The sequence below is a fragment of the Qipengyuania aquimaris genome, assembly GCF_020171965.1.
GTDB lineage: Bacteria > Pseudomonadota > Alphaproteobacteria > Sphingomonadales > Sphingomonadaceae > Qipengyuania > Qipengyuania aquimaris_A.
This window is the reverse complement of record NZ_JAIUZK010000001.1, coordinates 943,485-956,615: the sequence shown is the minus strand read 5'-3', so window position 1 is coordinate 956,615 and position 13,131 is coordinate 943,485. Positions and strand designations below refer to the sequence as shown.

Genomic DNA, 13,131 nt, shown 5'->3' with positions numbered 1-13,131 from the left:
CATTTAACGTAAATAAAGGAGTTTGGCTATGGCTGGCAACGACACGGCCCTTCAGGCTGCAACGGACCAAATCAATCGCGCCGGAGCTGAAAAGGCTCTTCGCCCGACGATTGCGGGCTTTTTCGACGAGGCAACGTATACGGTCAGCTATGTAGTGCATGACCCGGTGAGCTGCGAGGCGGCGATCATCGACTCGGTCCTGGATTACGAGGCTGCCGCCGGACGCACGTCCTACGGCTCTGCCGACCGGATAATCGAATATGTCACTTCGAATAATTTGAAAGTGACTTGGCTGATCGAAACGCATGCCCATGCCGACCACATTTCGGCAGCGCCGTATCTGCAGGAAAAGCTCGGTGGCAAACTGGCCATCGGCGCGGAGATCGTCCGCGTGCAAGAGGTTTTCGGCAAGCTGTTCAACGCCGGCACCGACTTCGAGCGCGACGGATCGCAATTCGATCACCTGTTTACCGATGGCGAGACGTTCAAGCTGGGCGAAATCGAAGGCATTGCGCTGCACGTGCCCGGTCACACCCCTGCCGACATGGCTTTCATCATCGGTGACGCGGCATTCGTGGGCGATACGATCTTCATGCCGGACTTCGGAACCGCGAGGGCCGACTTCCCTGGCGGCGATGCGCGGCAGCTGTTCCAGTCGATCCGCCGCCTGCTTTCGCTGCCTAACGACACGCGTCTGTTCCTGTGCCACGACTACAAGGCACCGGGCCGTGACGAATATGCGTGGGAAACCACAGTGGGTCAGCAGCGCACTGAGAATGTCCATGTGAAGGACGGCGTGAGCGAGGACGAGTTTGTCGAGATGCGGACCTCGCGCGACAAGACACTGGCGATGCCGACGCTCATCATGCCTTCGGTACAGGTGAACATCCGCGGTGGTCGCCTGCCCGAGCCCGAAGAGAATGGTGTAAGCTACATCAAGATACCGGTGAACGCGGTATGATCGCGGCTTTCACACTCTCCGCATTCCCCGATGCGGCACCGATGGACGGCCTGTTCGGCGGCATCCTGATCGGCCTGGCGGCGGCGCTGATGTTGCTCGGCGCTGGCCGGATCGCGGGCGTGTCTGGCATCGCGGCGCGGGCCACGGGCATAAGCGACAGCGGCATGTCCACATCGAGCGCCTGGATGTTCCTGATCGGCTTGCCGGTCGGGGCCGCCATCGTCGCGATCGCCTCGGGCGGGATGGAGCCCAGCTTTGCAAGCCCGATCTACCTGATCGTCGCAGGTCTGCTCGTCGGAGTGGGCACGCGGCTCGGCAGCGGTTGCACCAGCGGGCATGGCGTTTGCGGTGTCAGCCGCCTTTCGCAGCGGTCCATCGTTGCAACGCTGACATTCATGGCCGCCGGTATCGCGACCGTCGCGATCATGAATGCTGCCGGCCTGGAGGTGCTGCCATGATGCGCCGTCTCCTTCCCCCGCTGGTGTCCGGTTCGCTCTTCGGCGCGGGTCTCGCGCTCGGCGGCATGACCGATCCGGCTCGCGTGCGCGGCTTCCTCGACATTTTCGGCGACTGGGACCCGACCCTGGCCTTTGTCATGGGCGGAGCCGTCATCGTCATGGCGATCGCCTGGCGCTTTCGCGAGCACATGGCGCACCCGCTGTTTGCTGAGAAGTTCTCTTTGCCCGATCGTAGCGATCTGACCGGCCGCCTGATCGGCGGGTCTGCCCTGTTCGGGGTCGGCTGGGGGATAGCCGGACTGTGTCCGGGGCCGGGCATAGCTGCGCTGGTGATCGAACCGGCAAGCGCCGCCATCTTCGTCGTCTCGATGCTGGCGGGCATGTTCCTCGTGCGGCTGGTCGAAGGGAACGCGTAATGGAAATTTCCGAGGTCACCCCCGAATTTGCGGTCGCTCCGCAAATCAGGCCCGAAGACGTCGCCACGCTGCACGAGCGTGGGATCGTCGCACTGATCTGCAACCGGCCCGACGGCGAGGAAGAAGGCCAGCCTGAAGTGGCGGCCATCAGGCGCGCTGCCGAAGAGCAGGGCATGGCCTTCCACCATATCCCCGTCTCCGGCGGCAATTTTCCCGACGGTGCGGTGGCGGCTTTCCGAGCGGTAAGGCGCGGCTCGGGCGGCCCTATCCTCGCTTACTGCCGGACCGGCACTCGCTCGATCACGCTCGATACTCTCGCCAACCCGGATGGCGTGAGCCCTGCCGAACGCGTTCAGCGGGCGAAGGCCGCCGGCTACGATCTATCCGCCATCGAAGGGCAGCTGACATGAAACAATCCCACCAGGTCGTTGTGATAGGCGGCGGTTCTGCGGGGATCGCTACGGCTGCTTCCATGCTGCGGCGGCGATCGGATCTCGACATCGCCATCGTCGAGCCGTCCGACTTCCATGCCTATCAACCCGGCTGGACCATGGTCGGCGGCGGCGTTTTCCAACCCGAACAGACACGCCGTTCCACCGCGAGTGTGCTGCCGAAGGGCGTCAGTTGGATCAAGGCGCGCGCCGCGTCCTTCCAGCCCGAGAACAATCTCGTGAAGCTCGAGGATGGCAGCGAGATCGGCTACGATGTCCTGGTCATGGCGCCGGGCATTCGTCTCGCCTGGGAAAAGATCGAGGGTCTTGAAGAAACTCTCGGCAAGAACGGCGTTACCTCCAATTATCGCTATGACCTTGCTCCCTACACATGGGAGCTGGTGCAGCGGATGAAATCGGGCAAGGCGCTCTTCACGCAGCCGCCGATGCCGATCAAATGCGCAGGCGCCCCGCAGAAGGCGATGTACCTGTCCTGCGACCACTGGAACCGCAGCGGCAACCTTGGCGATATCGAAGTCGAGTTCTGCAACGCAGGCGGCGTGCTTTTCGGCGTGCAGGATTATGTCCCCGCGCTGATGAGCTATGTTGAGAAATACGACATCGCGCTCAAGCTGGGCAACAACCTCGTTGCCGTGGATGGCCATGACCAGATCGCGACATTCGCGACGGACGATGGCGAAGTGACGCGCGACTTTGACATGATGCATGTCGTTCCGCCCCAGGTCGCGCCGCAGTTCGTCGCCGACAGTCCCCTCGCTGCGGAAAGCGGCTTCGTCGATGTCGACCAGCACACGCTGCAGCACGTGCGCTATCCCAACGTCTTCGGGCTGGGGGACGGTTGTTCTGCACCCAATGCCAAGACCGCCGCTGCCGCCCGAAAGCAGGCGCCCGTCGTGGCTGTGAACGCCCTGCGACAGCTGGACGGCAAGGGGCCTACGGCAGGATATGACGGCTATGGATCTTGCCCGCTTACGGTCGAACGCGGCAAGATCGTGCTGGCGGAGTTCGGCTACGGCGGGAAGCTCGCGCCCAGCTTCCCCACTTGGCTGATCGACGGCACCAAGCCGCAACGCCTCTCATGGATGCTCAAGGCTGACGTCTTGCCGTGGATCTACTGGAACGGCATGCTCAAGGGGCGTGAATGGCTTGCCGGACCCGGCGGGCTTATCGCCCAATAACGAGGGGCCTGCTTGATGCTCTCGCGTTACCTGCCGATCCTCGAATGGGGTCGGACATATAATCGGTCGATCCTGACCAACGACCTGATGGCCGCGGTGATCGTGACCATCATGCTTATTCCGCAGAGCCTCGCCTATGCCTTGCTGGCGGGATTGCCGCCGGTCGTGGGCCTCTATGCCTCTATCCTGCCGCTGGTCCTCTATGCCATTTTCGGCACCAGCCGGACCCTGGCGGTGGGGCCTGTCGCGGTCGTCTCGTTGATGACGGCGAGCGCGGCTGGCGCGGTGGCGGCGCAAGGGACGGCGGAGTATCTGGAAGCAGCGATCACACTGGCGATGCTGTCCGGTGTCATGCTGGCCATTCTCGGCCTGCTGCGCGCCGGATTCCTCGCGAACCTGCTGTCGCACCCGGTCATCAGCGGCTTCATCACCGCCAGCGGCATCCTGATCGCAACCAGCCAGCTGAAGCACATCCTCGGCATTACCGCTGGCGGCGACAACTGGCCAAGCATGCTCGGGTCTCTGGCGAGCTCGATCACCGAAACCAATCCCTGGACGCTTGCCATCGGCATCCCGGCGACGATCTTCCTGTTCTGGGTCCGCAAGGGCGCCAAGCCAGCATTGCAACGCTTGGGCCTTCCCGCTCGCGCCGCCGACATGACGGCCAAGGCGGGGCCGGTCGTTGCTGTGGCGCTGACGATCATGGCCGCAATGGCGCTCGATCTTGGCGACAAAAGTGTGAAGCTGGTCGGCGCTATCCCGCAGGGCCTGCCGCCGTTTGCCCTCCCGTCGACCGACCTGTCGCTGATCCAGCAATTGTGGGTCCCGGCGTTGCTCATTTCGATCATAGGCTTCGTGGAGAGCGTGTCCGTCGCCCAGACGCTGGCCGCCAAGCGCCGCCAACGCATCGAGCCGGACCAGGAACTGATCGGCCTTGGCGCTGCCAACATCGCCAGTGCTTTTTCGGGGGGCTATCCGGTCACCGGAGGCTTTGCCCGCTCGGCAGTGAACTTCGATGCCGGCGCTGAGACGCCTGCTGCCGGAGCCTTCACCGCCGTCGGTATCGCGCTGGCGACGCTGTTCCTTACCCCGCTGCTGTTCAGCCTGCCGATTGCGACCCTCGCGGCGACGATCATCGTGGCGGTTCTGAGCCTCGTCGACATGAAGACGCCGGGGCAGCTGTGGCGCTATTCCAAGGCCGATTTCGCCGCGCATGTCGCGACCATCGCCGTCACCCTGATCGCCGGGGTCGAGCTTGGCGTGATTACGGGCGTGGCGGTCGGCCTCCTGCTCTATCTCTATCGCGCCAGCCGTCCGCACGCCGCCATTGTCGGGCGCGTGCCGGAGACCGAACATTTCCGCAATGTCGAGCGGCATTCCGTCTTCACCGTGCCGCATGTCCTCTCGATCCGCATCGACGAGGCGCTGACCTATCTCAACGCGCGCTGGCTGGAAGAATATGTGCTCGAGCGTGTCGCCGAACGGCCGGAACTGAGGCACGTCATCCTAATGTGCAGTGCCGTGAACGAGATCGATGCTTCCGGCCTCGAGAGTCTCGAGGCGATCAACCATCGCCTCGGTGACGGCGGGATCGGCCTGCACCTGTCCGAGGTGAAGGGCCCTGTGATGGACCGGCTGAAGCGCACGCATTTTCTCGATGAATTGAACGGCAAGGTCTTCCTGTCGCAGGACCGGGCATTTGCCGAAGTCTCGAAAGACAATGGCGAACCGCCGCCTCCGGTGGATCACTATCTCGCCCGCGGAATGATCTGATTGTTGCACCCGGGGCAAGTTCCGTTGTGTTTGTTCGACTGCTCCCGTCGCCCCGAATGATGTAAGGCCGTTTCATGCTCGATTTTCTCGATGCTCTGATGCTTGCGCGCATCCAGTTCGCCTTCACGGTGAGTTTCCATTTCTTCTTCCCGGCGTTTTCGATCGGGCTGGCCAGCTACCTCATGGTACTCGAGGGCCTGTGGCTCAAAACCGGGCGGCAGATTTATCTCGACCTGTTCAAATACTGGCTGAAGATTTTCGCGATTGCCTTTGCGATGGGCGTCGTGTCGGGGATCGTGATGAGTTATCAGTTCGGCACGAACTGGTCGGTGTTCTCCGATGTGGCAGGGCCGGTGATCGGGCCGCTCATGGCTTACGAGGTGCTGACGGCCTTCTTCCTCGAAGCAGGGTTCCTCGGTGTCATGCTCTTCGGCATGAACAAGGTCGGCAAGAAGCTGCATTTCGCAGCGACCTGCATGGTGGCGCTCGGCACCTTCGTGTCGGCTTTCTGGATCCTGTCGGTGAACAGCTGGATGCAGACGCCGACGGGGTACGAGATCGCTGCGAACGGCCAGTTCCTGCCCGGGCCGAGCTGGTGGGACATCGTGTTCAATCCAAGCTTCCCGTACCGCTTGGTGCACACTGTCATGGCCGCTTACCTGACGACCGCCTTCGTCGTGGGCGGGGTTGGCGCGTGGCACCTGCTCAAGGACAGCACCAACCTGCACGCCCGCAAGATGTTCTCCATGGCGATGTGGATGGCGGCGATCGTGACGCCGCTGCAGATTTACGCAGGCGACATGCATGGCCTCAACACGCTGGAGCACCAGCCGCAGAAGGTCATGGCGATGGAGGGACACTTCGAAAGCCATCCCGACGGTGCGCCGCTGATCCTGTTTGGCATTCCCGATAGCGAGGCCAAGACGGTCCGCTACGCGATCCAGATACCCAAATTGTCCTCGCTGATCCTCAAGCACGATCTCGATGCGCCCATGGCGGGGCTCGACACGATCCCGGACGATGAAGAGCCGCCGGTGGGCGTGGTGTTCTGGTCCTTCCGCGTGATGGTGGGGATCGGTTTCGCCATGCTCGGCATCGGTGCCTGGAGCCTGTTCGCGCGGTGGCGCCGCAAGCTCTACGATTGGCCGTGGCTGCACAGGGCTGCGCTCGTCATGGCGCCTTCAGGCTTCGTGGCCGTGCTGGCAGGGTGGATTACCACCGAGGTCGGGCGGCAGCCTTATGTGATCTACGGATTGCTGCGCACGGCAGATGCCGCAAGCCCGCTGGACGCACCGGCCGTGGCAGCATCGCTGCTGGCCTTCATCGTCGTGTACTTCGCCGTCTTCGGCGTTGGCGTGTGGTACATCCTGCGCCTGATGGGCAAGGTTCCGCACGTAGGCGAAGCAGGGGTCAAACGCGGCGACACCGGTCCGATCCGCACGGCCGGTATCACCCCGGGCCCGACCCAGAACCCGGGCCATGACGAGCCGCTTCCTGCCGATAAGGAGGACGTGTGATGGACCTGACCGTCATCTGGGCCTTCATCATCGCTTTCGCCGTCTTCGCCTATGTGGTGATGGACGGGTTCGACCTCGGCATCGGCATCCTGTTCCCGACCCTTAAGGTGGGGCAGGGCCGGGACCGGGCGATGAACTCCATCGCCCCGGTGTGGGACGGCAACGAGACCTGGCTGGTGCTCGGCGGGGGCGGTCTGTTTGCGGCATTCCCGCTGGCCTATGCAGTCGTTTTGCCTGCCACCTATCCGCTTATCATCGCCATGCTGCTCGGCCTCGTGTTTCGCGGCGTCGCCTTCGAGTATCGCTGGCGCGATCCGGCACACCGGCCGTTCTGGGACGCAGCGTTCTTCGGCGGATCGCTGGTGGCGGCGATGGCGCAGGGCATGACGCTCGGCGCGCTGTTGCAGGGTGTCGAAGTGGTCGACCGGGCCTATGCCGGGAGCTGGTTCGACTGGCTGACGCCCTACACGCTGCTGTGCGGGATGGGCGTGGTCGCAGGTTATGCACTGCTCGGTAGCACGTGGCTGATCTGGAAGCTCGATGGTGGCGCACAGAAGCATGCCCGCTGGCTCGCGCTTCGCGCCGCAATTGCCACGATCGTGCTGATGGGAGCAGTCAGCCTATACAACATCTTCCTCAACGCCGAATATGCCGAACGCTGGCTGACCGCGCCGGAGATCTACTTCGCCGCGCCGGTGCCGATCATCACGGCGATCATCGCGGTTTCGATGCTGCGGGCGATCGGCACGGACCGCAACAGCAAGCCGTTCTGGCTCTCGATCGCGCTGTTCCTGTTCGGAATGCTGGGGCTGGGCGTTACCATGTGGCCCTATGTCGTGCCGCCGGGTCTCACCATTTGGGATGCCGCGGCGCCCGAGCGAAGCCAGTTCTTCATGCTTGTCGGCGTTGCGATCACAATGCCGCTGATCATCGCCTATACCGCGTGGGCCTATTGGGTCTTCCGCGGCAAGGTTTCGGACGAAGGCTACCACTGATGGCGGACCCCACCGATCCGCAGTCGCCGCTATGGAAGCGGCTGGCCTGGATGGCCGCGATCTGGCTCGCCAGCGTCGCCGTCCTGGGCGCGGTGGCGATGGTGATCCGCTTCTGGCTGAAGGTCTGAGCTGCCCCGGCTGCGCATGGAGCCGGGGCAGGACTCAATTTCTTTCCGCGCTTATTTGCCGAGGCTGGCCCGCGACTGCGTGAAAACGTCCACCGCATGGTCGATGTCGTCGCGCGTGATGGCGGAGGACATCTGCGTGCGGATACGGGCCTTGCCCTTCGGGACGACGGGAAACGAGAAGGCGGTCACGTATATCCCGTTGGCGCGGGCATGGGCGGCGAAATCGGCCGCATCCTTCGCATCGTAGAGCATGATCGGGATAATCGGATGCTCGCCCGGCAGGATGTCGAACCCTTCGGCCTCCAGCTTTTCGCGAAAATAGCGGGTGTTCTCCCACAGCTTGGCGCGCTGTTCGCCGCGGCGGGCGAGCTCGAGCGCCTTGATCGAACCTGCAACCACGGGCGGCGCGACCGAGTTCGAGAACAGGTACGGGCGCGAACGTTGGCGCAGCATCGATACGATCTCCGGCCGCGCGCTGGTGTAGCCACCGCTTGCCCCGCCCAGCGCCTTGCCGAGCGTGCCGGTGGTGATGTCCACCCGGTCCATGCAATTGCGATATTCATGCGTGCCGCGGCCGTTTTCGCCAAGGAAGCCGGTGGCGTGGCAATCGTCGAAATGGACGAGCGCGTCGTATTTTTCGGCAAGGTCGCAAATCTCGTCGAGGCGGGCGATGAACCCGTCCATGGAAAAGACGCCGTCGGTCGTAATCAGCTTGAACCGGGCGCCGGCGGCATCGGCTTCCTTCAGCCGTTCTTCCAGCTCGCCCATGTCGTTATTGGCGTAGCGATAGCGCTGCGCCTTGCACAGGCGCACACCGTCGATGATGCTGGCGTGATTGAGCGCGTCGGAAATGACCGCATCCTCGGCGGTCAGCAGCGTTTCGAACAAGCCCGCGTTGGCATCGAAGCAGGAGGGATAGAGGATCGTTTCGTCGAAGCCGACGAAGTCCGAAATGCTCTGCTCCAACTGCTTGTGGATGTCCTGCGTGCCGCAAATAAAGCGGACCGAGGCCATGCCGAAACCATGGGTGTCGAGCCCTTCGCGCGATGCCGCGCGGATTTCCTCGTTATCGGCGAGGCCGAGGTAATTGTTCGCGCACAGGTTCACGACCTTGCGCGATCCGAGGTCGACGGTTCCGCTTTGCGGCGAGGTGATTTCCTGTTCGGACTTGAACAGGCCCTGTTCCTCGATGCTCTCCAGTTCCTGGGCGAGATGTTCGTAAAAGCGCTGGCTCATCGTATTTCCTCAATTATCCCAGTTCAGCACGACCTTGCAGGCCTCGCCCGAGGCCATGGCCGCGAAGCCTTCCTCGAAGCGGTCGACCGGCAGACGGTGGGTGATGATCGGCGAAAGATCGAGGCCCGACTGGATGAAGACCGACATCTTGTACCAGGTCTCGAATATCTCGCGGCCATAGACGCCCTTCAGCGTCAGCATGTTGAAGATGACCTTGTCCATGTCGACCTTCGGCGCTTCTGCAGGCAGGCCGAGGATTGCGACCTTTCCGCCATGCGCCATGTTGTCGATCAGCGAAGCAAAGCCCGCGGGCGATCCCGACATTTCGAGGCCGACGTCGAAGCCTTCGGCCATGCCGAGTTCGCGCTGCATGTCCTCGATCGTGCGCTTGGTCGGATTGACCGTCGCGGTGGCGCCCATCTTGAGCGCGAGAGCGAGGCGGTCTTCGTTGAGATCGCTGACGACGACGTGGCGCGCGCCTGCGTGACGGCAGACGGCGGCAGCCATGATGCCGATGGGACCCGCCCCGATGATCAGCACGTCTTCACCCAGCACGTCGAACTGAAGCGCGGTGTGCACGGCATTGCCGAAGGGATCGAAGATCGATGCGACATCGAGGTCGATGCCCTGCTGGTGCACCCACAGGTTCGCTGCCGGGAGCACGAGATATTCGGCGAATGCGCCCGGGCGGTTCACGCCGATGCCCTGGCTGTCGGCACACACGTGGCGGCGACCGGCCATGCAATTGCGGCACCGTCCGCACACGACGTGTCCTTCGCCCGAGACGATCTGGCCGACTTCGAAACCGGAGACGTTGTCGCCGAACTCGACGATCTCGCCGACGAATTCGTGACCGACCGTCATGGGAACGGGGATCGTGCGCTGGGCCCATTCGTCCCAGTTCCAGATATGCATGTCGGTGCCGCAAATCGCGGTCCTGCGGATCTTCACCTTCACGTCGTTCGAGCCGACCTCGGGCTCGGGCACGTCCTGGAGCCAGAGCCCCTTTTCCGCCTTGGCCTTGACCAATGCCTTCACAAACCGTCTCCGTCACTATATCAGAATGGCGCCTCTATACTGGAAAAGCGCAACGGTGCAACAAGGGTCCCAGCATGTCGGATAATGCCATCAGCCAGGAGTTCGGTCGCCGTGTGGGGGTCATGCGGCGCACGCACAAGATCACTCTCGACCAACTGGCCGAACGCTCCGGTGTAAGCCGTTCGATGCTCTCCCAGATCGAGCGCGGGAAGGCCAATCCGACCCTCGCGGTAGCGGCGCGGATCGCCGATGCCTTCGGCCTGTCGATCGTGCATTTGATCGAAGAGGAAATCCGCCCGTCGCTGGTCGAAGTCGTCGACGCGGACGACGAGCAGGCCCTGTTCAGCGAGAAGAACGGCTGCCGCCTGCGGACGCTGACCCCGCTGCACATGGAAAAGAACGTCGAGTTCTACGAGCTCACCTTCGCGCCGGGGGGCGAACTCGACAGCGATGCCCATTTTGCCGGAACGCGCGAGATGCTCAGCGTGGCCAAGGGCGCTGTCGAAGTCGCAGTCGGGGTAGAACCGCCCACATCGCTTGGGCAGGGCGATACCGCGCATTACCCCGCCGACCGCAAGCACAAGATCGCCAACCGCGGCAGCGAAGACGCGGTCTGCTACCTCGTCGTGTCCTACGCCTGACCGGCAGGCGCAGCCTTCGTCAAAGTACTGCGGGAACCAGCCAGACCGCGATGATCGAAACCAGGATGATCGCGACGATATTGAGCCATAGCCCTGCGCGCATCATGTCCTTGATCGCAACGTCGCCGCTACTGAAGACGATCGCATTGGGCGGAGTGGCGACCGGCAGCATGTAGGCGCAGCTTGCCGCGATGGTGACCGGGACGACGAGGATCAGAGGGTCGATCCCCAGCTCGATTGCCAGCGCAGCGACAACCGGAAGAAGAGTGGCGGTTGTCGCAACATTGCTGGTCAGCTCGGTAAGGAAGATCACCAGTGTGGTCAGCGCAATCACGAGCAGGATGTGGTTGATTTCGCCCAGCGGGGCGAGCTGCTGGCCCAGCCACAGGGTGAGGCCGGTGGACGATAGCGCTGCGGCCAGCGACAGACCGCCGCCGAACAGGATCAAAACGCCCCAAGGGAGGCGCTTCGTATCTTCCCAGGTGACGAGCGCGTGGCGATCGACGCCGCTCGGGATCAGGAAAGCGAGCAGGGCGACGGCCATCGCTATGCCCGCATCGGTCAACCCTTCGATACCGAGCAGGCCCGAAAGCGGCTTGCGCATGATCCAGCCGAAGACGAGTAGGGCGAACAGGGCCGCCGTGCGCTTTTCGGCAATGGTCATCTTGCCAAGCGCCTCGTGACGCCGGTCCATTTCGGCAATCGTTTCGGCAGACGACACGAAGTCGACCGGAAACAGGAAGCGCGTAAGCAGCAGCCAGCCGAGCGGAAGCAGGATGACGGAGACCGGTACGCCGATCATCATCCACTGGGCGAACGGGATCTCCACTTGGTATTCGCTTTGCAGGAACCCGGCCATGAAGGCATTGGGCGGGGTGCCGACCAGCGTGGCGACACCGCCGATCGAGGCGCCGTAAGCAAGGCCGAGCAGCAGGGCGAGCGTGAAATCGCGCTTTCCCTTTTCGCCCAGTCCCGGGGACGTTTCGCCCACCACGAGCGCCAGCGATACCGCGATCGGAAACAGCATCAGCGTGGTCGAGGTGTTCGAAATCCACATGCTGAGCAGGGCTGCGGCGAGCATGAAACCTGCGACAAGACCCTTCCCGGTGCTGCCCATGTGGCGGAAGATCGCGAGGGCCAGGCGGCGGTGAAGCTGGCTTCGTTCTACCGCCAGGGCGACGAGGAAGCCACCGAGGAAAAGGTATATGATGGGATTTGCGTAGGGCGCTGCAGCTTCGTCGACCGTGGCGATGCCTGCCAGCGGGAACGCGATTATCGGGATCAGAGCCGTGACCGGAAGTGGTACCGCTTCGGTGGCCCACCAGATCGCCATCAATACCCCGATCGCAGCGGCGATCTGCGCGGGGCGATCCAGTTCGTCCGGACTGAACGCGAAAAAGAAGACCGCAAAGGCGACAAGGCCTGCGATGAGGCCGATCGGATTGAACCCGCGCGGCTGGTCGGCGCTGGCGGCCGGGTTAGGCTGGGTCATTCGCTGTCCGTTCGAAGAAACTTGATACGGTATCCTGCGCAACCTGCTGCAGGAAGAGTGCGTCCTCAGCGCTCACCGCGCCGAAATAGTCGTAGGGGTTTCCGACCGGCGATTGTCCGTAGAGCGTCGCGAAGACCGTCGCCGCGGCAAGGTAAGTGCCGAGCATGCTCGGGTGAGAGGAATCGAATGGCTTGTGCAGGACGATATCGGGACGCCGCCGCAATGCCTCTTCGAACGCCAACCCGACGGGGATGACCATGGCATCGAGCCGGTTTGCAGTGTCGATATAGAGCCGCGCGGTCTGCGCGGTCATGTCTGGCGAATACCGGCGATGCGCAGGCGCATAGGCTGGCGTCATGTAGAAAACCGGTTTCGCACCGGTGGCGCGGATTGTCGCCGCGTGCTTCGTGGCTGCCTCGTTGAAACGCTTCCTGCTTTCTTCGGTGAGGGCGGCGGAGCTGATCCCTTGCAGGATTACCAGCTCGAAGGGGTCATCGACCCTAAGGTTGGCATGATCGACCAGGTGCGACACGGCATGATCCCGCAGCGCCGCGCCGCCGATGGTGGCAGATTTGTAGGATGGCTCCGCATCGCCCAGCACTCCGGAAGCGACGACCATGCGCTGGACGTGGTTGTGCAAGCTGTCGTTGTAATAAAAGTAGCTGTTGCCCACGAAGAGTATCGTCTGCGGCTTTGCCTCATCCAGCTGCCTGACTGCGGAAGCCGGTAATGCCTCGGCCGCCGTTTGCGCGGCAAGCGGGGCGCACCCTGTGGCGAACGGCATCGCTGTGACAGCCGACAGCACCAGCAAGCCTGCACGTAAGAACGCCATCGCACTCCCCCAAT

Annotated in this window: 14 protein-coding genes; 10 read left to right on the top strand and 4 right to left on the bottom strand. The window is 63.1% G+C overall.

What is annotated here, in order from left to right:
* Positions 1–28 precede the first annotated feature (28 nt).
* The 9 genes from LCM24_RS04635 to LCM24_RS04595 all read left to right on the top strand — a co-directional run bounded on the left by LCM24_RS04635 (position 29) and on the right by LCM24_RS04595 (position 7,878).
* A complete protein-coding gene (locus LCM24_RS04635; RefSeq protein ID WP_224802948.1) occupies positions 29–961 on the top strand; it encodes an MBL fold metallo-hydrolase in 933 nt (310 codons plus the stop codon).
* Positions 958–1,419 carry a YeeE/YedE family protein gene (locus tag LCM24_RS04630; RefSeq protein ID WP_224802947.1) on the top strand — a complete coding sequence of 154 codons (462 nt, stop codon included), beginning with the start codon at positions 958–960 and terminating at the stop codon, positions 1,417–1,419. The genes LCM24_RS04635 and LCM24_RS04630 overlap by 4 nt, the downstream gene beginning before the upstream one ends.
* Positions 1,416–1,835, top strand: coding sequence for a DUF6691 family protein (locus LCM24_RS04625; protein WP_221563379.1), 420 nt, complete (start codon positions 1,416–1,418; stop codon positions 1,833–1,835). Before LCM24_RS04630 ends, LCM24_RS04625 begins: the two co-directional genes overlap by 4 nt.
* Positions 1,835–2,245 (top strand): TIGR01244 family sulfur transferase, encoded by a 411-nt coding sequence (locus LCM24_RS04620; RefSeq protein ID WP_224802946.1) that lies wholly within the window; start codon positions 1,835–1,837, stop codon positions 2,243–2,245. Before LCM24_RS04625 ends, LCM24_RS04620 begins: the two co-directional genes overlap by 1 nt.
* A complete protein-coding gene (locus LCM24_RS04615) occupies positions 2,242–3,465 on the top strand; it encodes an FAD/NAD(P)-binding oxidoreductase (RefSeq protein ID WP_224802945.1) in 1,224 nt (407 codons plus the stop codon). The genes LCM24_RS04620 and LCM24_RS04615 overlap by 4 nt, the downstream gene beginning before the upstream one ends.
* Before the next feature lie 15 nt (positions 3,466–3,480).
* Positions 3,481–5,238, top strand: a complete 1,758-nt coding sequence (locus LCM24_RS04610) for a SulP family inorganic anion transporter (RefSeq protein WP_224802944.1) — start codon at positions 3,481–3,483, stop codon at positions 5,236–5,238.
* A 74-nt stretch (positions 5,239–5,312) separates the two neighbouring features.
* Positions 5,313–6,755, top strand: coding sequence for a cytochrome ubiquinol oxidase subunit I (locus LCM24_RS04605; RefSeq protein ID WP_224802943.1), 1,443 nt, complete (start codon positions 5,313–5,315; stop codon positions 6,753–6,755).
* Positions 6,755–7,750, top strand: a complete 996-nt coding sequence (gene cydB / locus LCM24_RS04600) for a cytochrome d ubiquinol oxidase subunit II (protein ID WP_224802942.1) — start codon at positions 6,755–6,757, stop codon at positions 7,748–7,750. The genes LCM24_RS04605 and cydB overlap by 1 nt, the downstream gene beginning before the upstream one ends.
* Positions 7,750–7,878, top strand: a complete 129-nt coding sequence (locus LCM24_RS04595) for a DUF2474 domain-containing protein (RefSeq protein WP_224802941.1) — start codon at positions 7,750–7,752, stop codon at positions 7,876–7,878. The genes cydB and LCM24_RS04595 overlap by 1 nt, the downstream gene beginning before the upstream one ends.
* Positions 7,879–7,929: 51 nt before the next feature.
* On the opposite strand, the gene LCM24_RS04590 is transcribed toward LCM24_RS04595, so the two are convergent.
* Both LCM24_RS04590 and tdh read right to left on the bottom strand, forming a co-directional pair.
* Positions 7,930–9,114: a glycine C-acetyltransferase gene (locus tag LCM24_RS04590; protein WP_224802940.1), complete on the bottom strand. Its 1,185-nt coding sequence runs from the start codon at positions 9,112–9,114 to the stop codon at positions 7,930–7,932.
* Positions 9,115–9,123: 9 nt separating this feature from the next.
* Complete coding sequence (tdh, locus tag LCM24_RS04585; protein WP_224802939.1) at positions 9,124–10,152, bottom strand: L-threonine 3-dehydrogenase; 1,029 nt, start codon at positions 10,150–10,152, stop codon at positions 9,124–9,126.
* A gap of 74 nt (positions 10,153–10,226) precedes the next feature.
* Here tdh and LCM24_RS04580 point away from each other — a divergent pair, with 74 nt between their 5' ends.
* A complete protein-coding gene (locus tag LCM24_RS04580; RefSeq protein WP_224802938.1) occupies positions 10,227–10,793 on the top strand; it encodes a helix-turn-helix domain-containing protein in 567 nt (188 codons plus the stop codon).
* A 19-nt stretch (positions 10,794–10,812) separates the two neighbouring features.
* On the opposite strand, the gene LCM24_RS04575 is transcribed toward LCM24_RS04580, so the two are convergent.
* The gene (locus LCM24_RS04575; protein ID WP_224802937.1) at positions 10,813–12,285 is read right to left on the bottom strand and encodes an SLC13 family permease; all 1,473 of its coding nucleotides are present in this window, start codon (positions 12,283–12,285) and stop codon (positions 10,813–10,815) included.
* On the bottom strand, positions 12,272–13,117 hold the full coding sequence (locus LCM24_RS04570; RefSeq protein ID WP_224802936.1) for a DUF4886 domain-containing protein: 846 nt from the start codon (positions 13,115–13,117) through the stop codon (positions 12,272–12,274). The genes LCM24_RS04575 and LCM24_RS04570 overlap by 14 nt, the downstream gene beginning before the upstream one ends.
* Positions 13,118–13,131: the final 14 nt, after the last annotated feature.